The following is a 22,674-nucleotide window of genomic DNA, read 5'->3' on the forward strand; positions in this document are numbered from 1 at the left end:
AGTGACGCAGGTCACGTCACGGTGGGGAACCCGGAGGTGGCCGTCGGCGAACAGCGGAAGACCGTGACAGGGCTTCCGAGGGATGACGACATGAACCACAGAGGCAGCGCATGACGCCTCCGCCGGGTACCGGCACCGATCCGGCCACGAAGACGGAACCGCCCACCGCCTCGAAGGCACCCACCGGCGGCCCCGGCCGCTCCATCGGCTCCGGCCCCTCCATCGACCACCGCCTCCTCCAGGGGCTCGGCGCCGCCGCGGTGTCCGGAGACTCCGGAGAGCCGGACGGCTCGGTCATCGAGCGCTCGTGGGAGGCCCCCGACCTGTTCGCCGTGATCTTCGACCGTCATGCCGACGACATCCACCGCTACATCGCACGGCGGCTGGGCACCGACACCGCCGACGACTTGATGGCGGAGACGTTCGTGATCGCGTTCCAGCGCCGCCGCCGCTACGACCTGGCCTATCCGCACGCCCGTCCCTGGCTGTACGGCATAGCGACCAACCTGATCGGCCGGCACCGCCGGGACGAGGCCCGCCGGCTGCGCGCGCTCGCCCGGATGGCGTCCCTGCCGGCGGGGCACGGGCACGACGGCCCCGAAGAGGCGGTCACGGGCCGGCTCGCCGCCGGGGGGACGCACGGAGAGCTGGCCGGCGCGCTCGCCCAACTGCCCGCCCGCCACCGGGACGTGCTGCTGATGATCGCGTGGGGGGAGCTCGACTACGCCGAGGCCGCGCAGGCCCTCGGTGTCCCCGTCGGTACGGTGCGCTCGCGCCTGCACCGGGCCCGCGTCAAACTGCGCCGGGTCCTGGGCCGCCCGGACCCCACCGCCCCCACCACCGCCGAGGAGTCCGACCGTGGATGAAGTGACGCTGCTGCGTGAGTGGGACACCGCTGGTCAGGGGCCTTCCGGCCCGGCCCGGGACGCCGCCCGGGCGCGCCTCGCGGCGGCCGTGGCCGAGGAGTCGCGCGGTGACCGGGCCCGGGTGCGCGCGCCGGGCCGGCGGCTCGTGCTGCGTACCGCGTTCGCCGGTGCGGCCGCCGCGGTGGTGGGCACCACCGTGTTCGTCGCCCGTGACCCCGGGCACGGCCGTGCCCCCGGGGCGCCGCGCCTGGAGAGCGTCAGCGCGACACAGGTGCTGCTCAGGGCGGCCCACCGGTCCCGCGGTACGCGCCGCGAGCTGCCCGTACCGCGCGACGACCAGTACCTCTACAGCAGGACCTACATCCGCCGGACATCTCTGACGGGGGGCCGGGTCCGGACGTGGGACGACGAGAGCTGGATGTCGGTGGACGGGTCCAAGCCGTCCCTGCGCCAGGAGCACGGGGACATCCACCATGATCCGCCCCTCGGCGAGCACGAGGTGAGGTGGCCGCCCACCGTGTACGCCCAGCTGGAGAAGATACCGGCGGACCCGGACCGGATCCTTGCCGGACTCCTGCGCGGCATGCCCGCCACCGACCCGACGGCCGGTGTCATGGCGTTCACCCAGGGGTGCATGCTGATGATGGGGCCAAGGGTGACGCCTCCGGGACTCCAGGCCGCCGCCTTCGAGGCGCTGGCGAAACTGCCCCGGATCCGCTTGGACCGCCACGCGCTGGACGGCGACGGCCGCGAAGCCGTGGGGGTTTCGTACCCCGGGTCCACCTTCACCTTCCTCTTCGACCGTCGTACGTACGACTACCTCGGCCTGCGGGTCAAGGGCCACGGTCTGAAGCGGGTGAACGGTGAGTGGGAGACCGCGCACTGGTACTACGAGACCAGGACCCTCCGCGAAGTCCGAGTCGTCGACCGGATCGGCCAACGCGGCTGACCTGACAGCCCCGCCCCGGCGATGCCGGGGCGGGGCTGTTGTTCTTCTGCCGGAGCCGGAATCCTTTCTTTTCCCGGTCGCATCGCCTGTCGGTGAATTCTCCGCGCGCCGGCGGGCTGCGCGGTATTCACGCGTTTTTTCGGGCTCCGGTAGGCGCGGGTCGCGTCAATTCGACACAGACGCGCTTCCAGTCCCCTTGGCGCTCGCATCTGCGTAGCTGATGGCGCCGAGAGGGCTGCACATGCGGTGCTTCATGGCGCAAGGGCTGGCATCTGCGGACAGTGATGCGACACCTCTTTTCTGTGCCCTGGGTCACATGTGCGCCTCCTTGGTGGCGCCTCCGGCGGTCGCTTGCGGGTGCATGGGACGACAGGGTGCGACAGGTCGATGGTCCGAATGTGCCGCGAACTCGCCTTTATTCAGGGCAAGTTGGAGGAACGTGTGTCGTGCCTGGTCGCGGCCTGTCGGGGTGATGGGGGTGGATCCGGGAGGTTGAAAAGTGGATCAATAAGAGTTGCTTATCAAGCGGTCGAATTTGCCTCTTTGACGGGGTCGGGCGGTCGGGAGGAGGGTGGTTTTCGACGCGGAAACCGGAAAAACATTCCGGACTGATTCCGTGTTTTCCGACTGGAGGAATATCGTGGCGAAGATTGTCTGTGTTCTGTACCCGGACCCCGAGACGGGCTTCCCGCCGAAGTACGCACGGAACGACCTGCCGAAGATCGAGGGCTACCCGGGTGGCCAGACCCTGCCGTCGCCGAAGGCGATCGACTTCACGCCGGGTGAGCTGCTGGGCAGCGTCTCCGGTGAGCTGGGTCTGCGCGCGTTCCTCGAGTCCCGCGGTCACGAGCTGGTCGTCACCTCCGACAAGGAGGGTCCGGACTCGGAGCTGGACCGTCACCTCGCGGACGCCGACGTGGTGATCTCGCAGCCGTTCTGGCCCGCCTACCTCACCCCGGAGCGGATCGCGAAGGCCCCGAAGCTGAAGCTGGCGCTGACCGCCGGCATCGGCTCCGACCACGTCGACCTGGACTCCGCGATCGCCCGCGGCATCACGGTCGCCGAGGTCACCTACTCCAACAGCATCAGCGTCGCCGAGCACGCGGTGATGATGGTCCTGTCCCTGGTCCGCAACTACCTGCCCTCCCACAGGATCGCCGAGCAGGGCGGCTGGAACATCGCCGACTGCGTCTCCCACTCCTACGACCTCGAAGGCATGGACGTCGGCGTCATCGCCGCCGGCCGCATCGGTGTCGCGGTCCTGCGCCGCCTGAAGCCCTTCGACGTCAAGCTCCACTACACCGACAAGCGCCGCCTGCCCCGCGAGATCGAGGAAGAGCTGAACCTCACCTTCCACGCCACCGCGCAGGACCTCGCGAAGAACGTGGACGTGGTCTCCATCCACGCCCCGCTGCACCCCGAGACGATCAACCTGTTCGACGAGAAGCTCCTGAACAGCATGCGCAAGGGCTCCTACATCGTGAACACCGCCCGCGCCCAGATCGTGGACCGTGACGCGGTCGTGCGGGCGCTGGAGTCGGGTCAGCTCGGCGGTTACGCCGGTGACGTGTGGTACCCGCAGCCGGCTCCGGCCGACCACCCGTGGCGCACCATGCCGTTCAACGGCATGACCCCCCACATCTCCGGCACCTCCCTGACCGCGCAGGCCCGTTACGCGGCCGGCACCCGGGAGATCCTGGAGTCCTTCCTGGACGGCACCCCGATCCGCGACGAGTACCTCATCGTCGACGGCGGCAAGCTCGCCGGCACCGGCGCCGCCTCCTACACCGCGGGCGACAAGAAGAACAGCTGAACCTCTCGGCTGCGGTGGGGGCGTACGGAACCGACGCCGTACGCCCCCACCGCGGCCGGCCACTTCGACGTCCGGCCCGGACGGGTCCCGGCAGGGGCCCGTCCGGTTGTCGGTCCGGGTATCAGCACCGAGAAGGACAACGTGCCCATTCCACTCCAGGACGCTCTGGCCGAGCAGGCCACCACCGCCGAGCGCAAGGCGTCCCAACTCCGCAGCCCCGTACGGTTCCTGTTGCTCTCCGCGCTCGCCGGTGCCTTCATCGGCGTGGCCGCGGTGCTCCTGCTCGCGGTGACAGGACCGCTCGGCGCGGCGCACTCGCCGTGGACCAAGCTCATCCAGGGCCTGATCTTCGGCGTGGCCCTGACCCTCGTGGTCTTCGCCGGCTCCGAACTGTGCAACGGCAACATGATGACGATGGTCCAGGGCGTCGGCCGGCGGAAGGTGTCCGTCGTCGGTGCCGTCGCCGTCATCGTCTTCTCCTTCGTCGGCAACCTGATCGGCTCGGTCGTCTTCGCCTGGATGGTGCACCGCGCCGGTGTGCTCGACGCGGTGAGCGTCCCCGGCAGGCCCGCGCCCGGCGTCACGCTGCTGGCGGGCATGCTGTCGACGAAGATGGGCGCGAGCTCCGGGGCACTGTTCTTCCGCGGGGTCCTGTGCAACTTCCTCGTCTGCCTGGCCGTGTGGACGGCCGGCCGGACGCGTTCCGACGGCGCGAAGATCGCCCTGATCTTCTGGTGCCTGCTGGCCTTCGTCGGCTCCGGCTTCGAGCACGTCGTCGCCGACATGACCTACTTCTCGCTGGGCCTGTTCGCGCACCTTCCCGGCGTGACCTTCGGCGCCTTCGCCCGCAACCTGCTCTTCGTGGGACTCGGCAACCTGGTGGGCGGCGCGCTGCTGGTCGGTGTGGCCTACACCGTCATCGCACGCCCGGCCGCGGAGACGCCACCCGCACCGCAGGAGGAGACCCCGGTCCGATCGGCCGCCCTCCTCGGCGCCGGCGCGTCGCCCGGGAGGTGACGCCGGGCCGGGCGCCCCGCGCCGGCGAGGGCATTCACCGGCGGATTCTCCGGGCACCGGCCGCGGGACCTGCGGCGTTGCCGGGGACGGCCCGCCGAACGGCGCCTTCCGCCCGCCGCTCACAGGTCGCGCGACGATTCCCGGCGTGCTGGGATCGATATGTCGGCCGTGCTCCCGCGCGCGCACGGTCCGAGGCGCGGCTGCCCGGAGTCGAGCTCCCTGACCTGCGGAAAAGGGGTGGTCTTCGTGTCACGACCCAGGATCCTGGTGGTGGGGGCCGGTTTCGCCGGGGTCGGCTGCGTCCGCCACCTGGAGCGCAAGCTGGCCCCGGGGGAGGCGGACGTCACGCTGGTGACGCCGTACTCGTTCCAGCTGTATCTCCCGCTGCTGCCCCAGGTCGCCTCCGGGGTGCTCACGCCCCAGTCCATCGCCCTGTCGCTGCGCCGCAGCGAGAAGTACCGCACCCGGATCATCCCGGGCCGGGCGATCGGCATCGACCCGGCGGCGAAGGTCTGCGTGGTGCGGACCCTGACCGGCGAGATCGTGAACGAGCCGTACGACTACATCGTGCTCACGCCGGGCAGTGTGACCCGCTCCTTCGACATCCCGGGTCTGGAGGAGCACGCGCTCGGCATGAAGACGCTCGCCGAGGCCGCGTACATCCGTGACCACGTCATCTCCCAGCTCGACCTCGCCGACGCCAGCGACGATCCGGCGGAACGGGAGGCGCGGCTGCAGTTCGTGGTGGTCGGCGGCGGCTACGCGGGCACCGAGACCGCTGCCTGTCTGCAACGCCTGACCCATGCCGCCGTGGAGCGCTACCCGAACCTGGACCCGGGCCTGATCCGCTGGCACCTGATCGACATCGCGCCCAAGCTCATGCCCGAACTCGGCGACCGGCTGGGCCGCAGCGCGCTGAAGATCCTGCGTGACCGGGGCATCGACGTGTCGCTGGGCGTGTCGGTGGAGAAGGTCACCGACGACCAGGTGACCTTCACGGACGGCCGGGTCATCCCGACACACACGCTGATCTGGACGGCCGGCGTGATCGGCAGCCCCCTGATCGACACCTTCGACGCGGAGAAGGTCCGCGGCCGGCTGAAGACCACCGCCGAGATGACCGTGCCGGGCCAGGACGGGATGTTCGCGCTCGGCGACGCCGCCGCCGTACCCGACGTCGCCAAGGGCGGCGACGCGATCTGCCCGCCCACCGCCCAGCACGCCATGCGGCAGGGCAGGAAGGCCGCGCAGAACGTCATCGCCTCCCTGCGCGGCGAACCCCTCCAGCCCTATGTGCACCACGACCTCGGTCTCGTGGTCGACCTCGGCGGCAAGGACGCCGTGTCCAAGCCGCTGGGCATCGAACTGCGCGGAGTCCTCGCCCAGCTCGTCGCCCGCGGCTACCACTGGTCGGCGCTGCGCACCAACGTCGCCAAGGCCCGTGTCCTGGTCAACTGGCTGCTCAACGCCGTCGCCGGCGACGATTTCGTCCGCACCGGCTTCCAGCGCGGCCGCCCCGCCCGGCTCAAGGACTTCGAGAGCACCGACGCCTACCTCACCCCCGACGAGGTACGCACCGAAGTGCGACGCGCCGGGGCCGGACGGAAGACCGCGGAACGCGACTCCGGCTGAAGCAGGCCGCAGGACAGGGCTCCGGCCGGAACGGACCGGACCCCGCGGTCACTTGAGGCCGCTGAGCATGACCCCGCGGACGTAGTGCTTCTGGAGCAGCAGGAAGAGGACGAGGACCGGCAGGATGCTCAGGACGAGACCGGCCATGACGATGGGCATGGTGCGGGACGGGTCCACGTAGTCCTGGAGGAGCTGGATGCCGACGGGCAGCGTCATCACGTCCGGGTCGGCCGTCGAGACGAGCAGCGCCCAGATGTACTCGTTCCAGGAGTCCACGAAGGTCAGCAGTCCGAGGGTCACCAGGACCGGTCCGGTCTGCGGCAGGACGATCCGCCACCACACGGCGAACTCGCCGGCCCCGTCGATGCGCGCGGCCTCCAGGACCTCGTCGGGGATCGCGACCATGAACTGGCGTGCCAGGAAGATCCCGAAGCCGTTCACGAGGAACGGCATGGTGAGGGCCACGACGCTGACGGTCAGGCCCGCCCCGCCCCGCCCGAACAGGTCGTTGCCGCCCGCGAGCGGCCAGTGCACCAGGATCAGGAAGTGCGGCACGAAGAACAGGAACGGCGGGAACATCATCGTCGACAGCACCAGACGGAACACGAAGTCCCGCCCGGGGAAACGGAGTTTGGCGAGGGCGTAGCCCGCGAGGGACGACGTGAGCAGCACCGACCCGGTGATCACGGCGGTGGCGACCACGCTGTTGCGGAACAGCAGCGGCAGATCGAGCTGGTGGAACGCGGCCCGGTAGTTGGACAGGTCGAACGCCTCGGGCAGGAACCGGTACGGCAGCGTGCCCGACTCGCCCGGCCCCTTGAAGGACGTCATCACCATGTCGAGGAACGGGACGGCCGTGAGCACGGCACCGGCCACCACCACGAGGTACGACAGCCACGGGACGCCACGGCGGCGGTTCACGCGTCCTCCCCGTTGCGCCGGAAGAGCCACAGCTGCACCAGCGTGACCACGAGGATCACCACGAACAGCAGGAAGGCGGCGGCGCTCGCCGTCCCCCAGTCGCCGTGGACGAAGGCCTGCCGGTACATCTCCAGCGCGGCCACGTCGGTCGCGTCGCCCGGGCCGCCCTTGGTCATCACGCTGATCAGCGCGAAGGACTGGAGACCGGTGAGGAACTGGGTGATGCACACGAACAGCAGGGACGGCCGCAGCAGCGGCAGCGTGATCCGCCGGAAGACGGTGACCGGCCCGGCGCCGTCGAGCGCGGCCGCCTCGTAGTACGACTCCGGAACGGACTTCAGGCCGGCCGTCAGGATGAGGATCGCCGAGCCGACCGAGGCCCAGGCCTGGACGACCACGACCGAGGGCAGCGCCATGTCCGGGTCGGTGAGGAACGCCACCGAGCCCAGCCCGAGGGCGTTGAGGACCCCGTTGGCCAGGCCGCCCGGCTCGTACATGTACTTCCACACGTTGCCGACGGCGACGACGGTCGTGACGATCGGCAGGAAGTACAGGGTGCGCCACAACCCCTGGAACCGCAGGTTGTCGATGCAGGTGGCGACGACCACCGAGCCGGCGAGCGCCAGGGCCACCGTGCCGAGCGCGAACAGCAGCGTGTTCGTGAGGACCGGCGTCAGGAACGCCGAACCGTCCGCGAGCAGCCCGGTGAAGTTGTCCAGGCCGACCGGATCGATGTCGCCGAGCGCGAACCCGGCCCAGTGGGACATCGACAGCAGCAGCGCGAATCCGAGCGGCACCAGCAGGAAGACCACGAAGAACAGCAGGGCCGGTGCCAGGAAGAGATAGGCGACGACGGCCTGGCGGCGCCGGGCCCGCGCGCGGACGCCGGCAGCGGGCGCCGGGGCCTCGGCGGACCGCGGGCGGTGCGCACGGCCGGCCGTCTCCGGCACCAGGGCGTTCACCATGAGCGGGACACCTCCTGATCGACCTGGCGGCGGGTGAGGCGCAGCGCCTCGTCGACCGACCGCTCGCCGGTCCACAGCGCCTCGATGTTCTTGCGGAGCAGCGACTTGGCCTGCTGCGCGCCCGGGATGTTCGGCTCCGGCACCGCGTACGCCAGCGCCTCCAGGAACGGGCGCAGGTTCGGATCGCCGCCCCCGCCCAGGAGCGCGCGCATGTCGTCGGCACGGCCGGTCAGGGAGCCCACCGACACCTGGAGGGAACTCATCCGGGTCGCCTGCGCGCCCGTTCCGGCACCGGGCACCCCCACCTTCTCGGTGTTGAGCCAGCGCAGGAACTCCCAGGCCTCGCGCGGATGTCTGCTGGCCGTGTTGACACCCAGCATGAACCCGGTGGCGAGCGTGGCACGCCGGCCGTCCGCCTCCGGCAGGGGAACCGGCGCGACCCCGACATCGCGGTAGGCGTCGCCCATCTCCGCCTTCAGGCTCGTGGTCCACCAGCCGGCGCTGACCACCATGGCCACCTGCCCGGACTGGAACGCCTTGTAGACGTTGATCCCGGGGGCGCTCGCACCCCTGGCGACGAGCCGGTGCTCCAGGTCGAACACGGCCCGCCCGGCGGGCGAGTCGATGGCGGTCCGTCTGCCGTCGGCCGAGACGAACGCGCCGCCGGCCGCGTTGAGCAGCGCGAGGGTCTGGCCGACGGTGGTGGAGTCGTCGTAGACCGACAGGCCGAACCCCTGGACCAGCGTGTTGCCGTACCGGTCCCGCTTCGTCGTGCGGTACGCCGTCTCCTCCAGCTCCCGCCAGGTCCGCGGCGGCCGGTCGACACCGGCCGCGCGCAGCAGCCGCCGGTTGTAGTAGAGGGCGTACGTCTGCATCTCGGTCGGGTAGCCGTAGACCGTGCCCGCCACCGAGGAGGAGCCGACCGCGGCCGCGCCGTAGCCGCGGGTGATCTCCTCGGCGTGCTCGGCCGGCGCGGGCCGCAGGACGCCGGCCCGGACGAGCTGGCCGCTCCACAGGCAGTACGGCTGGAGGATGTCCGAGCCCTGGCCCGCGGTCTGCCGGACCATGAAGGTGGTCAGCAGATCCGAGAACTCCACCGCCTTCGTAAGCACCTTGACCCGGTCGTGCGTGGCGTTCCACTCGTCGACCGGGCCGCGCAGCGCCTCCTTCAGCTCCCCGCTCGCGTAGTGCGAGAGCAGGGTCAGCACGATCGGGTCGCCCGGGCGCCCGGTGCCCTGGTGGGGCCCGGCGCAGCCGGAGGCCCCCGGCACGAGCAGCGCGGAGGGCAGCGCGAGCGCGAAGTGACGGCGGCTCAGGCCGTCCGCCGTCCGGGCCCGGTGTGCCCGCGTCACCGTGCGGCCTCCTTGCGCAGCACACGGAACACGCGCGTCGTGGTGAATCCGGTCTTCCGGTACAGCCGGCCCGCCGGGGAGTGCTCACCGGTCCACAGGAACCACGCGGAGTGCGCCCCGTGCGCCCGCATCCGCTCCAGCACCAGGTGCAGCAGCACCTTGCCCAGTCCGGTGCCGCGCATCTCCTCCAGCACACCGAACGGGCCGAACCGCTCGTCCGCCCTGCCGTACGCCCCGTGCATCGCCCAGCCCGCCAGGCGTCCCGAAGGGTCCCGGACGACGACGATCCGGTCGAGCGGCGTCCCGGCGGCCGCGCACTCCCGGATCGCGCGCGCCCAGTCCGGGCTGAAGCGGGTTCCGGCGAGCGCGATCAGTTCCACCAGCTCGTCGTCGGACGGCGTGCCGAACCGGTGGCCGGCCGCCGTCAGTTCGTCCCGGTGCAGCACGACCTCCGCCGGGACGCTGTACCCGACCAGGCCGCGGTCCATCGCCGCCGCCTCGTACAGGGTGCGGAAGCCCAGGGACTCCAGGAGCCCGGCCGCCTCCGGGTACGCCTCGGCGTCCAGGCCCGGCAGCACGTAGTGCGGGGTGTACGACGCGAAGTCCACCCGGGTGCGGCCGTGGCCGTGCAGCCAGTCGAGGGCTTCGGTGAGCAGTTGCCGGCCGAGGCCGCGGCCGCGGGCGGCCGGGTCGGTGAAGAAGAACGGGATCCAGCCCTGCTCCGGCTCCAGGTCGGTGCCGCTCAGCGGCGTCAGACGGCGTACCGCGTAGGCGGCGCCCACGACACGGTCGCCGTCGACGGCTACCCGCAGCCCCTCGGGGTCGAAGTTGGCGTCGAGCAGCACCAGCGAGCGGAAGCGGTCCGGGGTGATCGGGTCGGCGGGGGCACTGCGGCGCCACGCCTCCACCAGCCGCGGCCCGTCGCCCGTGCGGAAACCACGGATCACGGCCCGGGACGGCGTCGTGCGGTCGGTCATCGACGGGGTGTCCTTTCCTCCGCGGATCGCGGCGGGCGGTCGGGTGACGGGGTGCGGCGGCGATCAGGAATAGAGCAGTACGTCGTCACCGGCCCATCGGCGGGGCGGCGACGGCGGATCGCACAGCGGCAGCGGGTCGTCCCCCGCGTCGATGGCGCGTCGCAGGCGGTCGGACCCCCACAGCAGGTCGATGAAGGGACGGTGACGGGACCGGGCCGCGCCGCCGCCGGAAGAAGGGTCCGCTCCGCCGTCGGAACGCGTGTCCGCGCCGCTGCCGATACTCGTGTCCGCGCCGCTCCCGGTGTCGCCGCCCGCTTGGGCGCCATCGATGGTGTCGCCGTCCGCCCGCGCGCCGTCGCCGGTGCCGTCGTCCGTGCCTCTCCAGGCGAAGTCGTCCGGGTACAGACGGCGCAGTACGGCGAGCATCGCGACCGCGGTGCGCACAGGGGCGAAGGACGCCCGGTCGGTGACGTGGAGCTGCACCCCGCGCAGCGGCCGTCCGGCGTGCTTGTGGAAGGCCGGCACGTACCGCAGTTCACGGAAGCGCACGCCGGGCAGGGCGAGTGCGGCGAGCGAGGGCGCGAACCGCGCGTCGATCCAGGGTGCTCCGACGATCTCGAAGGGCTGCGTCGTACCGCGGCCCTCGGAGAGGTTCGTCCCCTCGAACAGGCAGGTGCCGGGGTAAACGGCTGCGGTCGCCGGCGTCGGGATGTTCGGCGAGGGCGCCACCCACGGCAGCCCGGTGGCCCCGGCGTCCATGTGACGCCGCCAGCCTGCGGTCTCGATCACCGTCAGGTCGGCCGCCCTGCCCGCCGCCCGGGGCACGGCCGCGGTGTTGAGGAGCCGGGCGAGTTCACCGCAGGTGAGCCCGTGCCGGACGGGTGTCGCGGCGCGCCCCACGAAACTGGCCCACTCCGGGTCGAGCAGGGGGCCCTCGCTGACGAGTCCGCCCAGCGGATTGGGGCGGTCGGCGACCACGAACCGTACGCCCGTACGCGCCGCCGACACCATCAGGTCGTACATGGTCCAGACGTAGGTGTAGAACCTGGCGCCGATGTCCTGGAGGTCGTACACCAGGGCGTCGACACCGCTCGCGCGCAGCAGTTGGTCGAGCCGCTCGCCGTCGCACCGGTAGGTGTCGTGGACCGGCAGACCGGTCGCGGGGTCCCTCTCCGCGTCCTCGCTCTCCCCGGCCTGGCCGGTCCCGTGCAGTCCGTGCTCGGGACCGAACAGCGCGACCAGGCGCACACCGGCCGCCAGCAGCGCGGGCGCGGCCGGACGCAGATCGGGGAGAACACCGGTGTGGTTGGTGACCAGTCCGAGCCGGCCGGGTCCGGCGAGTCCGGGCGACGCGTGCAGGCGTGCGATCCCGGTCGTCACCGCGACGCGGTCGTCCGTGCTCATCCTTTGCCCCGTCTGCCGGTGACATCTCGAAGCGACTGTCGGAAATCTACGTTCTTGTTACGGAATTTGGCAATGATCCCTCGTGGTTCGCGTCGAGGGAACGTCAGTACGCAGACGCCCCTGCCGGAGCCGAGGCCACCAAGTCCTCCATCACGGCCCGGGGCAGCGACGGGTTGGCGGCGGCCGCTCGCGCCACCTCCGCGTCCTCGTCGGAGAGAAGCCCGATGAGGACGCGTGGGGGCAGTGCCGGGTGCACGGCGGCGACCGGCCGCGCCCTCCTGTCCGTCAGGCACGCGAGCAGCGCGGCGGCCGTCGCGTCGGGGCGCCCGGCGATCCTGCGGAGTGCCTTCCCGGCGGGCGGTACGCGTCCGGCCAGTTCCTCGAGCAGGTCCGCCGGAGCGTCCGGGTTCGCGGCCACCGCGGCGGCGACCTGGGCCCCGTGACGCCCGATCATGTTCCGCAGCCGGGCCGGGGAGAGCCCCGGGTGCGGGGCGACGGACTTGACGACCTTGGCGTCCGGGTCCGCCGCCAGCTGGTCGCGGATCCCGGCCGGCAGGTCGCGCCGTTCGGCCAGGAGCATCCGCATCACCGGGTGCGGGGACCGGGCCAGCCGCTCGACCTCGGCGGGAGAGGCGGCGGCGATCCGCGGCAGCAGGGTGGGCCCGATCCTGACCGTGGAGGCCAGCTCGCCGAGCACGTCCAGCGGCACCCGGGGATGGTGCGCGAGGGCACGCCGCACGTCGTGGCCGCGGCCGTCGGCCAGCGCCCGGACGAGGTCCTCGCCGATCCCCGGATTCCCCGCGAGCCCGGCACGGACGCCGGGATCGGGGTCGCCGACGAGGCGCGCGCCCACCTCTGCCCGAGCCGGGACGGCCCGAGCCGGGGCAGGCCGCTTCCGTCGTCGGGGCCCGTGCCCCGGGGTGTGCCGGCCGGAGGGGCCCGCGGCGGCAGGTGCGGGCGACCGGTGACGGTGTGCCAGGTCCGGGCGTGGGGCTGTGGGTCCAGGCGCGGGGGACGTGGGTTCAGGCGGGCAGGGACGACAGTGCGGCGGCGACCCGCTCGGAGGCCTCCGGTGGGGTCGAGGCGTGAGGGGAGAGGCGGAGCGAGTCCGTGCGCACCGTGGGGGTGACGCCCTCGGCGTGGAGGGCCTTCGCGACCAGGGACGGATCGTGGTCCGGCATCGTGAAGGAGAGGATGCCGGCGCGCCGGGCCGGGTCGGCGGGGGAGAGGACGCGGCCGCCGTGCACCCTGACGGCCTCGGTGAGTTCGGCGGTCCGGGTGGCGATCGCGGACTCGATGGCCGCGACCGTGTGCCGCTCGACCAGGTCCAGCGCGGCCGCGAACGCCGCCGCCGTCACCGGGCTGAGGTTGGTGATCGACCACTGCCGCGCGTCCGGGGCGGGGGAGTGCTCCGCGCCGTCGAAGAGGCCCGCGTCCTGGACGCCCGTCCAGCCGGTGAGGACCGGCTCCAGGGACTCCAGCGCGCGGTCGGACAGCGCGGCGAAGCCGGTGGCCCATCCCGCGCGCAGCCACTTCTGGCCGCCGGCCACCACCACGTCCGCCGCGTCCCAGGGCATCTCCGCCACGCCGAACGCCTGGATGGCGTCCACGATCAGCAGCCGGTCCGGGCCGATCGCCTCGCGCAGCCCGGCCAGGTCGGCACGGAAGCCGGTGCGGAAGTCCACGGCGCTGACGGACACGGCGACGACGTCCTCGGACAGTGCCGCGCGGACGAGTTCGGGGGTGACCCCGCCACCGGGCTCCGGATCGAGCCAGCGGGGCGTGGCCCGGCCCAGTTCCGCCGCGCGGCGCCACGGGTAGTGGTTGGCGGGGAAGTCCGTACGGGCCGCGAGGACCACGCCCCGACGGATGCCGAGCGCGGCGTGGAAGAGGCCCGTGGACGCGTTCGGGAGCAGTGCCGTGTGCGCGGCGTCTGTGCCTGCGAGTCGCGCGGCGGTGTTCCGCGCGGTCTCCTCGGCGCGCATCAGCTCGTCCACGGTGGTGTGGTCGGCACGGGCGGACTCCTCCATAGCGCGCGCGGTGGCGGCCACCGCGTCCCGCGACGGCGGTCCGAACCGCGCGAAGTCCAGGTATCCGGCGGGCGTGTCGAAATGAGCTGCGTACGACGTGAGCACGGGGCTCGTCCTTCCGGGGCGTTGCGGATCGGGCGTGGTGGATCGGGCGTGGTGGATCGGGCGTTGAGGATCGGGGGCTGCGGATCGGGGTGTTCGGGCGTGCGGATCGGGGCGGTCCGCGGGGGTGTGGTCCGACGGGCACGAACCCGCCCGCGTGGCGGTGCGGGCGGCGCGCCGGGTCAGGGGTTCCGCGCGTCCGGCCGACAGGCGTGCCGCGTCCGGCCGGCGCGCCGCCCTCGTGGACGCCCCCGCCCGCTCGAACGGTACGCGCAGCGCGGCGCGCGGTCCGCCCCGGGGCCTGCCCCCGACCGACCTCCGACCGACCTCCGACCGGCACCCGGCGGCACCCGGCGGGTCCGGGGGACGACATGACGGGACGGCCGGGCACCCCTCCTCAGGGGTATCCGGCCGTCCCGTTCACCTGGACGCGCGCCGCCGGGAGCAGCTTCGGTCACCCGGACGCGCGCCGCGGGAAGCAGCCCCGGTCACCCGGACGCGCGCCGCCGGAAGCAGCTCCGTGCACCCGGACGCGCGCCGCCCGAGGCGGCCGGGCTCAGTGTCCGGCGGACTCCTCGGGACGGGCGTGGCGGGGCAGCAGGAAGGCCAGCAGGAACGTCAGGCCCAGCATGCCGTCGACGATCCACAGCACCGTCTTCATCACGGAGCCGAACCCGCTCTGGAAAGCCGAAGTGGCGGTCGCCTTCAGCGCGGCGGGTATGCGGGCGCCGGCCTGGGGCGAGGTGACGGCGGACCGGGTGTCCTTCTCCAGGCGCGCGCAGGACGCGGGGGTCGCGGCGGGATCCTTCGCGACCGCGCGGTCCGAGGCGCACGTGCGCAGGTCCTTCACGATGCGGTCCTGTGCGGCCGGGGCGACGTGCGCGGCGGCCAGCTGCCCCCGCAGCCCCGCCGAGTGGTGGTCGACCGCGGTGGCGATCCCGCCGCCCACCAGGCCGAAGAACACGGTGCCGAGGATGGCCACGCCGAACGCGCCGCCGAGCTGCTGCATCGCGGTCATGGTGCCGGACGCCGACCCCGTCTCGTGCTGCTCGACACTGGCGAGGACGATGTCGAAGAAGGGGGCCATGAGCAGGCCCATGCCGACACCGGTGACGAGGAGCGACGGCAGGAGCTGCCAGGGGCCGACGCCGCTGCCCACCCTGTCGAGGGTCAGCCACACGCCGAACACGCCGAGCGCCATGACCAGCGCGCCCGCCTGGAGCACCGAGCGCCCGAACCGTACGACACCCTGCGCCACGCCGAAGCCGACGATCATGCCGCCGGACCAGGGGACCATGACCAGACCGGCCTTGAGCGGCGAGTAGCCGAGGCCGATCTGGGTGTAGAGGTTGAAGACCAGCATGAAGCCCTGCATGGCCGAGAAGAAGACCAGGCCGAGGACCATGCCGCCGCTGAACCCGCGCTTGCGGAAGAGGCTGGGGACGACCAGCGGGTCGTGGCCGGCCGCGTTGCGGCGCGACTCGTACACACCGAAGGCCACGAAGAAGGCCACCGAGACGGCCATCATCACGAACGTCCACACCGGCCAGTCGTACTCGCGGCCCTGGACCAGCGGGAAGATGAGGAGCAGCGCGGCCAGCGAGACCAGGAGCATGCCCGGTATGTCGAGGCGCGGCCGGCTGTCGGACCGGCCCCGCGGCAGGTAGCGCAGGGCGCCGAGCAGGGCCGCGGCGCCGAGCGGCAGGTTGATCAGGAAGATCATCCGCCAGCCGGTGCCGAAGTAGTCGGCGTCCACCAGCCAGCCCGCCAGGATCGGACCGCACACCGCGGACAGCCCCATGACCGGGCCGAACATGCCGAAGGCCTTCTGGGACTCCTTGGGCGGGAACATCTCCTTGATCATGCCGAGGCCCTGAGGCAGCATCACCGCGCCGAAGAGACCCTGGACGACACGCGCGCCGATCAGCATCTCGGGCGACACGGACACCGCGCACAGCAGCGAGCCCAGGGTGAAGCCTGCGGCGCCGACCATGAACATCCGGCGGCGCCCGTGGATGTCCCCGAGACGTCCACCGGTGACCAGGCCCACGGCCATCGAGAGGGTGTACGCGGCGGCGAGCCACTGCAGGGTGGACGCGCTGCCGCCGAGGTCGGCCCGCATGGAGGGACCGGCGATGTTCGTGACGACGGCGTCGAGGAGGTCCATCACCTCGGCCGCGAGGATCACGAAGAGCGCGGGCCAGCGCCACCGGTAGGGCGCTGGTGCGTCGGCGGGCGTCTCGGCGGACGCGACACCGGTGGTGGACATCGGTACTCCTCGCGGAACGGCCGCGCCCGCGGTGAGGTCCGGGGCGCGGCGGATGGACGTGACTGACGGATGGATGCGGCCGCCCGGCTCGCGGCGGCGGGCCCGGAGGCCGGGTCGAACGGCGGGGCGGAACGGCCGGACGCGTGGGAGAACGGCGTTCACCCTAACAGAACACTGCTCACCGAGAGAACGGCGTTCATCAAGATATAGCGCAAGGGTGGCGCGGTGACAAGATATATCGCGTTTCTCGGAGCGGAGTGCCTGCTCGCGGGAGGAGAACACTGTTCTCCCGCGCCTAGACTGTCCCCATGAGCGACGCGGCCGCCGGCAACTCCGTACCACCTCCGCCGTCCCCCTGGGAGCGCGAGCGTCCCGCCCGCCCGCAGGCCGCCCCCGCGCGTGCGCCCCTGTCCCGCGACCGGGTCGTCGAGGCGGCCTTCACCGTGCTGGACCGGCAGGGGCTCGACGGGCTGTCGATGCGCCAGGTGGCCGCCGAACTCGGGGTCGCGGTCTCCGCCCTCTACGCACACGTCACCTCCAAGGACGACCTCCTGGAGCTGATGTACACGCGTCTCTTCGACGGCTTCCGGATGCCCGAGGCCGACCCGGAGCGCTGGCGGGAGCAGGTCCGGGAGTACGCGCGCGGGGGGCGCGAGCGGCTGCTGGCCCATCGCGACATGGCCAGGATCTCCATGGCCCACGTGCCGTTCACGGCCGAACTGCTGCCGCACGTCGAGTCGTTGCTCGCCGTCTTCCGTACCGCGGGGCTGCCCGACCGCATCGCGGCGGAGGCGGGCGACCTCATCTCCACGTACATCGACGGCTTCGTGCTGGAGGAGGAGATGTGGCAGGACCGGGCCGCGCGGCGCGGCGGTGGCGACGCCTCCCTGGCCCGTCCCGACTGGCGCGAGATGGCCGACGAGATGCAGGGCTATTTCGCGTCCCTGCCCGCGAAGGACTTCCCCCACCTGCGCGCCCTGGCCCCGGTGATGGTCACCGACTCCTCCGACGAGCGGTTCGACATCGGCCTGGAGATCATCCTGCGCGGCCTGGCGAGCTACCTGCCCGGCCCGGACGCTCCGGGCCCGGACGCCTGATCCGCAGGTTTGGCCGCCGGAATTCCGGCCAGACGGACATACGTATCGTTTGCCGCCATTCGTCGGGCCGTGGCGGCGCAGCCGCGGCCGTGGCCCGGACGGGACGGGCAGGTGGAGGACATGCGAACGTGGGGACGCCGGGCGATGGTCGCATGCGCAGCGTAGGCGTGGAGGAGGAACTGCTGCTGGTGCACGCCCGCAGCGGTGAGGCACTGGCCCTGTCGGGCGCCGTCCTGAAGGCCGCGGACCTCGACGCCGCGGACCGGGCGGCCGCGGACCGGGCGGCCGGAAAGCCGTCACCCGACGGCGGCGCCCCCGGGCACGCCTTCGAGAAGGAACTCCAGCGGGAGCAACTGGAGTTCGCCACCCGGCCGGTGACCCGGATGGGCGAACTCCGCGACGAGATCGTCCGCTGCCGCGCCGAGGCGCGCCGGCACGCCGCGTCCGCCGGAGCGCTCGTCGCGGCCATCGCGACCTCCCCCCTGCCGGCGCGGCCGTCGAGGAGCCCGGGGCAGCGGTACGACTGGCTGGGCGGGCAGTTCGGGCTGACCGCGCAGGAGCAGCTGACCTGCGGCTGCCACGTCCATGTCGCGGTCGAGTCGGACGAGGAGGGCGTCGCCGTACTGGACCGGATCCGCCCCTGGCTGGCCGTGCTGACCGCGATGAGCGCGAACTCCCCCTTCTGGCAGGGGCAGGACAGCGCCTACGCGAGCTATCGCAGCCGGGTGTGGAACCGGCTGCCCTCCGCCGGGCCCATGGACGTCTTCGGGTCCGCCGACCGCTACCACGAGCAGATCCGCGCCATGCTGGGCACCGGCGTGCTGCGGGACGAGGGGATGATCTACTTCGACGCCCGGCTGTCGGCCTCCTATCCCACCGTGGAGATCAGGGTGGCCGACGTCTGCCTCGACGCGTCGACCCCCGTGGTCCTGGCCGCCCTCGTCCGGGCCCTCGTCGAGACCGCCGCCCGGGCCTGGCGCGACGGGGAACCCCCCGCCCGCGTCGGCACGCATCTGCTCCGGCTGGCGGCCTGGCGGGCCGGCCGGTCCGGGCTAGACGGCCCCCTCCTCCACCCGGAGACGATGACGGAGACCACCGCCGAGGACGCCGTGCAGGCGCTCTGCGCCCACGTCCGCAAGGCCCTGGCCGGGTACGGCGACGAGGAACTCGTCCGCGAGGGCGTCGCCGGCCTGCTGGCGCGGGGCAACGGTGCGCGCATCCAGCGCCGGCTCCTGCGGGAGCGGGGCTCCCTCGCCGCCGTGGTCACCGACTGCGCCCGCATCACCACGGCCGCCCCGGCCTGAGCCCGCCCCGCCCCGGCCTGGCCTGAGCCCGCCCCGGCCTGGGCCCGGCCCAGCCTGGGCCCGGCCCGGGCCAGGCCCAGGGGGTCCGCGTGGCGCGGCTGGTGGCGGTGGGGGCGTGGTGGGGGGTCGCTGTCGCGGCCCGTGGCGGCTGGGGGCGGCCCGGCCTCACCCCGGCACCGGCGGTCCCGCAGGACCGGCCGCGCTCCGTGGTGTTCGATGGGTGGAGGCGGTCCCGCCCGGGCGCGGATCCGATGCCGGCGCGCCCGCCGGTGCGTGTCCGGGCGCGGTGCCGGTACCGGCGCGCCCGGACCGCCGCGCACCCGCGACGGGCGGGGCGGCTGGTCGACCGGCCGCGTCGCCCCCGTACCGCCGCGGCCGGACCACCCCCTCCGGCCACCCCCTCCGACCACCTCGCGGGAGGTCACCGATGGCCACGCTGCTCTCCGTCAACGTAGGGATGCCCCAGGACGTCCCCTGGGCGGGCAGGACCGTCCGCACCGGCGCCTGGAAGTCCCCGGTCCAGGGCCCGCGCATGGTCCGGCGCCTCAACGTCGACGGAGACGGCCAGGGCGACCTGGCCGGACACGGCGGCGAGATCCGGGCGGTGCTCGTGTACCAGCTGGAGTCCTACCGGTTCTGGGAGAAACAGCTCGGCCGCGACGACCTGGCCTTCGGCATCTTCGGGGAGAACTTCACCGTCGACGGACTGCCCGATGACGAGGTGTGCGTCGGTGACCGGTACCGCGTCGGCGAGGCCGAGTTCGAGGTCACCCAGCCCCGCGTCACCTGCTACCGCGTCGGCATGCGCCTGGGCGAACCCACCATGGCCGCCCAGATGGTCGCCCACCACCGGCCCGGCTTCTACCTGCGGGTGATCACCGAGGGGCTGGTCCGGGCGGGCGACACGATCACGCTGGTCCGCAAGGGGCCGCAGGAGCTCAGCGTCGCCGAGACCGACGCCCTCCTCTACCTGCCCGGCCGCGACCCGGCGATGCTGCGCCGCGCGCTGGAGATCCCCGCCCTCAGCCCCGGATGGCAGCAGTCCTTCCGGGAACTCGCCGCACGGACGCCCGACGGCGGGCCGGAGCCCGCCGGCGCACCCGGGCGAGCGGGCGCACCCGGGCGAGCGGGCGCACCCGGGTCGGCGGGCGCAGCCGGGCGTGCGGACGGGCCCGCCGCGGAACGGCCGCCCGTGGACCGGCCCGGATGGCAGGGCTTCAGGGCCATGCGGGTCGACCGGATCGTCCACGAGACCGCCGCCGTCTCGTCGATCTACCTCACCCCGACCGACGGCACCCCCCTGCCCGGAGGCCGCCCGGGGCAGTACCTCTCCCTCCGGCTCGCCCTCGGGGACGCCGGTCCCGCCGTGCGCAGCTACTCCTTGTCCGCCGTCCCCGAGGACGGCATGTACCGGATCAGCGTCAAGCGCGAGAGCCCCGGTCTGGTCAGCGGCTACCTGAACACCACGCTCCGGACCGGCGATCTGGTGGACGTCGCGAGCCCGCGCGGGACGTTCGTCCTGGAGGACGGCACCCGTCCGGTCGTCCTCGCCTCCGCGGGGATCGGCGCCACCCCGGTGCTCGCCATGCTCCACCGGCTCGCCGCCGCATCCGATCCACGCCCCCTGTGGTGGGTGCACATCGCCCACGACCGTGCCCACCACGCGTTCGCGGACGAGGCCCACGCCCTGCTGGCGCGGCTCCCGCGCGCCCACGAGCACATCTTCTACAGCTCCGGCGCCGGCCAGGACGGCGGACCCCGGGTGACCGGGGGCCGGCCCACGGCCCGGTCGCTCACCGCCATGGGCATCCCCGCCGACGCCGACGCCTACCTCTGCGGTCCCGTCGCCTTCATGGACGGCTTCGGCGCCCTCCTGCGCGACCACGGCCTGCGGCCCGAACGGATCCGTACGGAACAGTTCGGCGCCCTGCCCGCCCTCACCCCCGGCGTCGTCGCGGGCGACGCGGGCACGGCTGTACGGCCCCACCGGCCGGCCGGCCCCGCCGGCACCGGTCCGCTCGTCACCTTCGCCCGCAGCGGCGTCACCACCCCCTGGCCGTCGGGATGCGCCTCCCTCCTCGAACTCGCCGAGGCCTGCGACATCCCGACCCGCTGGTCCTGCCGCACCGGTGTCTGCCACACCTGCGTCACCCCGCTGGTGACGGGCGGCGTCACCTACACCAGCCCGCCCCTCGAACTTCCCGAGGAAGGCACCGTCCTCGTCTGCTGCAGCGAACCGGCCACCGAAGTGGTCCTCGACCTCTGACACCCCCGCCCGCGCCGGACCGGCGTCCACCGGTGCCGCCGTCCGGCCGGACCGTACTCCTCCGCCGGTCAGCGCCCCGGCGCCGCCGGAACCCCGGACCCGCGGGGAACCCCGGACCCGCGCGGAGGCCGGGACCCGTGCGGAGGCCCGGACCCGAGCGGAGGCCGAGGCCCGGTCAGCGCCCCGGCGCCGCTGCCGGAGTGCCGGGCCGCCGGGCCCTCCCCGGCACGCACCACCACGCGAGCGCGGCCGCGACCAGATAGGCGAGGGCTCCCACGGCCATGGCGGTGCGCACGCCGGTGCCGTGCCCGGTGCCGTGCCCGGCGCCGGTGGCCAGCAGGCTGCCGCCGAGGGCCACGCCGGTGGCGCTGCCGATCTGGCGGGCGGTGTTGAACAGCCCGGAGGCCGCGCCCGCGTACGCCGGGGGAGCCGCCCCCATCACCGTGGCGGTCGAACCGGTCAGCGCGAAGGACGTGCCGAACCCGACCGCCATCAGCGGAGCGACCAGCAGCGGGTAGGCGGGAGCGGCGCCCGCCGCGGCCCAGCCCGCCAGCCCCAGGGCGCCCAGGAGCATGCCGGTCACGACCAGCGGACGGTCCCCGGTGCGGCGGGCGAGGCGTCCGGAGAGGACGGAGGCGAACATCGTCATCGCCACCGCGGGAAACAGCGCGAGGCCCGTCCTGAGGGCGCTGTAGCCCCGCTCCTGCTGGAAATCCAGGCTGGCGGTGAACACCATGCCGTAGAAGCCGAAGTTGAACAGCAGCCCGATCGCGGCCCCGCCGGCCATCGCGCGCGAGCGGAGCAGGCGGGTGGGAAGGGCGGGTGACCGGGCGGTGCGCTCGCGCCACACGAACGCCCCGGCCGCGGGCACGACCAGGCCGAGCCCGGCCAGCACCAGGGGATCGGACCAGCCGCGCCGGCCGGCCTCGTTCAGCGAACCCGTCAGCAGGGCCACCGCCGCGATCACGGCACACTGCGCGGGCCAGTCCAGGGCCCGTCCGGCGTGGCGGGGCGAGGCCGCCACGCATCCCGCCGTGAGCGCCAGACAGGCCGCGCCGACCGGCAGGTTGACGAGGAAGACCCAGCGCCAGCCCACCGTGGACACCAGCAGCCCGCCCAGCAGCGGTCCGGCGGACGCCGCGACGCCCGCCATCGAGCCCCACAGCCCGAAGGCGCGCGAACGCTCCTCGGGCAGCGGATACGCCTCCTGGAGCAGGGCGAGCGAACCCGGGACGATCAGTGCCGCGCCGAGTCCCTCCAGCAGCCGGGCCGCCACGAGGAACACGGCGTCCGGGGCGCCCGCGCACGCGGCCGAGGCCAGCGTGAACACCACGACGCCCGCGCAGAACACGCGCCGGCTGCCCAGCCGGTCGCCGAGCGCGCCGCCCGTCATCAGGAACCCGGCGAAGACCAGGGTGTATCCGTCCGTGATCCACTGGATGCCGGTGAGCGAGGCCGGCAGCTCCCGGCCCATCACGGGCACGGCGACGTTGATGACTGTGACGTCCAGGATGACCATGAAGTAACCGGTGCACACGGCCAGCAGCGGTGCGGCGGACCGGCGTCCGGCCGGCCGGGCGGGCCCGGGGCGTCCGGGGTGCCCGGGGGCACCGCCTCCCGCCGACTCCGCGAAGGGCACGACGCAGGCTCCGATCTGTCCGCGGCTCCCCCCGAACGGCCATCATGCCAACGCGGGCGCGGACCCCGCCC

At 73.3% G+C, this 22,674-nt stretch carries 17 protein-coding genes; 8 read left to right on the top strand and 9 right to left on the bottom strand.

What is annotated here, in order from left to right; all coding sequences use genetic code 11:
- The first annotated feature begins 110 nt into the window (after window positions 1–110).
- From ACIPRD_RS06125 to ACIPRD_RS06145, 5 genes are all read left to right on the top strand, one after another.
- Window positions 111–866 carry an RNA polymerase sigma factor gene (locus tag ACIPRD_RS06125; RefSeq protein WP_401560334.1) on the top strand — a complete coding sequence of 252 codons (756 nt, stop codon included), beginning with the start codon at window positions 111–113 and terminating at the stop codon, window positions 864–866.
- A complete protein-coding gene (locus ACIPRD_RS06130) occupies window positions 859–1,815 on the top strand; it encodes a CU044_5270 family protein (protein WP_401560337.1) in 957 nt (318 codons plus the stop codon). Before ACIPRD_RS06125 ends, ACIPRD_RS06130 begins: the two co-directional genes overlap by 8 nt.
- Before the next feature lie 640 nt (window positions 1,816–2,455).
- Window positions 2,456–3,628 carry an NAD-dependent formate dehydrogenase gene (locus ACIPRD_RS06135; protein WP_401560340.1) on the top strand — a complete coding sequence of 391 codons (1,173 nt, stop codon included), beginning with the start codon at window positions 2,456–2,458 and terminating at the stop codon, window positions 3,626–3,628.
- A 141-nt stretch (window positions 3,629–3,769) separates the two neighbouring features.
- Window positions 3,770–4,645, top strand: a complete 876-nt coding sequence (locus tag ACIPRD_RS06140) for a formate/nitrite transporter family protein (RefSeq protein WP_401560343.1) — start codon at window positions 3,770–3,772, stop codon at window positions 4,643–4,645.
- 237 nt (window positions 4,646–4,882) lie between these two features.
- Window positions 4,883–6,277 carry an NAD(P)/FAD-dependent oxidoreductase gene (locus ACIPRD_RS06145; protein ID WP_401560346.1) on the top strand — a complete coding sequence of 465 codons (1,395 nt, stop codon included), beginning with the start codon at window positions 4,883–4,885 and terminating at the stop codon, window positions 6,275–6,277.
- Between the two features lie 48 nt (window positions 6,278–6,325).
- Here ACIPRD_RS06145 and ACIPRD_RS06150 read toward each other — a convergent pair whose 3' ends face one another.
- The 8 genes from ACIPRD_RS06150 to ACIPRD_RS06185 form a co-directional block, all read right to left on the bottom strand.
- Window positions 6,326–7,198, bottom strand: a complete 873-nt coding sequence (locus ACIPRD_RS06150) for a carbohydrate ABC transporter permease (RefSeq protein ID WP_401560349.1) — start codon at window positions 7,196–7,198, stop codon at window positions 6,326–6,328.
- Window positions 7,195–8,163 (bottom strand): carbohydrate ABC transporter permease, encoded by a 969-nt coding sequence (locus tag ACIPRD_RS06155; RefSeq protein ID WP_401560351.1) that lies wholly within the window; start codon window positions 8,161–8,163, stop codon window positions 7,195–7,197. The genes ACIPRD_RS06150 and ACIPRD_RS06155 overlap by 4 nt, the downstream gene beginning before the upstream one ends.
- Window positions 8,157–9,515, bottom strand: coding sequence for an ABC transporter substrate-binding protein (locus tag ACIPRD_RS06160; RefSeq protein WP_401560354.1), 1,359 nt, complete (start codon window positions 9,513–9,515; stop codon window positions 8,157–8,159). Before ACIPRD_RS06160 ends, ACIPRD_RS06155 begins: the two co-directional genes overlap by 7 nt.
- Window positions 9,512–10,492, bottom strand: a complete 981-nt coding sequence (locus ACIPRD_RS06165) for a GNAT family N-acetyltransferase (protein ID WP_401560357.1) — start codon at window positions 10,490–10,492, stop codon at window positions 9,512–9,514. The genes ACIPRD_RS06160 and ACIPRD_RS06165 overlap by 4 nt, the downstream gene beginning before the upstream one ends.
- 63 nt (window positions 10,493–10,555) lie before the next feature.
- Window positions 10,556–11,896, bottom strand: coding sequence for an exo-beta-N-acetylmuramidase NamZ domain-containing protein (locus tag ACIPRD_RS06170; protein WP_401560360.1), 1,341 nt, complete (start codon window positions 11,894–11,896; stop codon window positions 10,556–10,558).
- A 103-nt stretch (window positions 11,897–11,999) separates the two neighbouring features.
- Window positions 12,000–12,749 carry a hypothetical protein gene (locus tag ACIPRD_RS06175; RefSeq protein WP_401560363.1) on the bottom strand — a complete coding sequence of 250 codons (750 nt, stop codon included), beginning with the start codon at window positions 12,747–12,749 and terminating at the stop codon, window positions 12,000–12,002.
- A 169-nt stretch (window positions 12,750–12,918) separates the two neighbouring features.
- Window positions 12,919–14,031, bottom strand: a complete 1,113-nt coding sequence (locus tag ACIPRD_RS06180) for an aminotransferase class V-fold PLP-dependent enzyme (protein WP_401560366.1) — start codon at window positions 14,029–14,031, stop codon at window positions 12,919–12,921.
- 553 nt (window positions 14,032–14,584) lie between these two features.
- A complete protein-coding gene (locus ACIPRD_RS06185) occupies window positions 14,585–16,297 on the bottom strand; it encodes an MFS transporter (RefSeq protein WP_356408899.1) in 1,713 nt (570 codons plus the stop codon).
- A gap of 308 nt (window positions 16,298–16,605) precedes the next feature.
- Here ACIPRD_RS06185 and ACIPRD_RS06190 point away from each other — a divergent pair, with 308 nt between their 5' ends.
- From ACIPRD_RS06190 to ACIPRD_RS06200, 3 genes are all read left to right on the top strand, one after another.
- Complete coding sequence (locus ACIPRD_RS06190; RefSeq protein WP_401560370.1) at window positions 16,606–17,394, top strand: TetR/AcrR family transcriptional regulator; 789 nt, start codon at window positions 16,606–16,608, stop codon at window positions 17,392–17,394.
- 152 nt (window positions 17,395–17,546) lie between these two features.
- Window positions 17,547–18,698 carry a glutamate--cysteine ligase gene (locus tag ACIPRD_RS06195; protein WP_401560373.1) on the top strand — a complete coding sequence of 384 codons (1,152 nt, stop codon included), beginning with the start codon at window positions 17,547–17,549 and terminating at the stop codon, window positions 18,696–18,698.
- Between the two features lie 427 nt (window positions 18,699–19,125).
- Window positions 19,126–20,964 carry an MOSC domain-containing protein gene (locus ACIPRD_RS06200; RefSeq protein WP_401560376.1) on the top strand — a complete coding sequence of 613 codons (1,839 nt, stop codon included), beginning with the start codon at window positions 19,126–19,128 and terminating at the stop codon, window positions 20,962–20,964.
- 175 nt (window positions 20,965–21,139) lie between these two features.
- Here ACIPRD_RS06200 and ACIPRD_RS06205 read toward each other — a convergent pair whose 3' ends face one another.
- Window positions 21,140–22,603, bottom strand: a complete 1,464-nt coding sequence (locus ACIPRD_RS06205; protein ID WP_401560379.1) for an MFS transporter — start codon at window positions 22,601–22,603, stop codon at window positions 21,140–21,142.
- Window positions 22,604–22,674 lie beyond the last annotated feature (71 nt).

It is taken from the genome of Streptomyces sp. NPDC090108 (assembly GCF_044747185.1).
Taxonomy (GTDB): Bacteria; Actinomycetota; Actinomycetes; order Streptomycetales; family Streptomycetaceae; genus Streptomyces.

Excerpts from the sequence above, each read along its gene's own strand:
- ACIPRD_RS06125 (WP_401560334.1), top strand. The coding sequence starts at position 111 with ATGACGCCTCCGCCGGGTACCGGCACCGATCCGGCCACGAAGACGGAA.
- ACIPRD_RS06155 (WP_401560351.1), bottom strand. The coding sequence starts at position 8,163 with ATGGTGAACGCCCTGGTGCCGGAGACGGCCGGCCGTGCGCACCGCCCG.
- ACIPRD_RS06165 (WP_401560357.1), bottom strand. The coding sequence starts at position 10,492 with ATGACCGACCGCACGACGCCGTCCCGGGCCGTGATCCGTGGTTTCCGC.
- ACIPRD_RS06170 (WP_401560360.1), bottom strand. The coding sequence starts at position 11,896 with ATGAGCACGGACGACCGCGTCGCGGTGACGACCGGGATCGCACGCCTG.
- ACIPRD_RS06185 (WP_356408899.1), bottom strand. The coding sequence starts at position 16,297 with ATGTCCACCACCGGTGTCGCGTCCGCCGAGACGCCCGCCGACGCACCA.
- ACIPRD_RS06190 (WP_401560370.1), top strand. The coding sequence starts at position 16,606 with ATGAGCGACGCGGCCGCCGGCAACTCCGTACCACCTCCGCCGTCCCCC.
- ACIPRD_RS06195 (WP_401560373.1), top strand. The coding sequence starts at position 17,547 with ATGCGCAGCGTAGGCGTGGAGGAGGAACTGCTGCTGGTGCACGCCCGC.
- ACIPRD_RS06200 (WP_401560376.1), top strand. The coding sequence starts at position 19,126 with ATGGCCACGCTGCTCTCCGTCAACGTAGGGATGCCCCAGGACGTCCCC.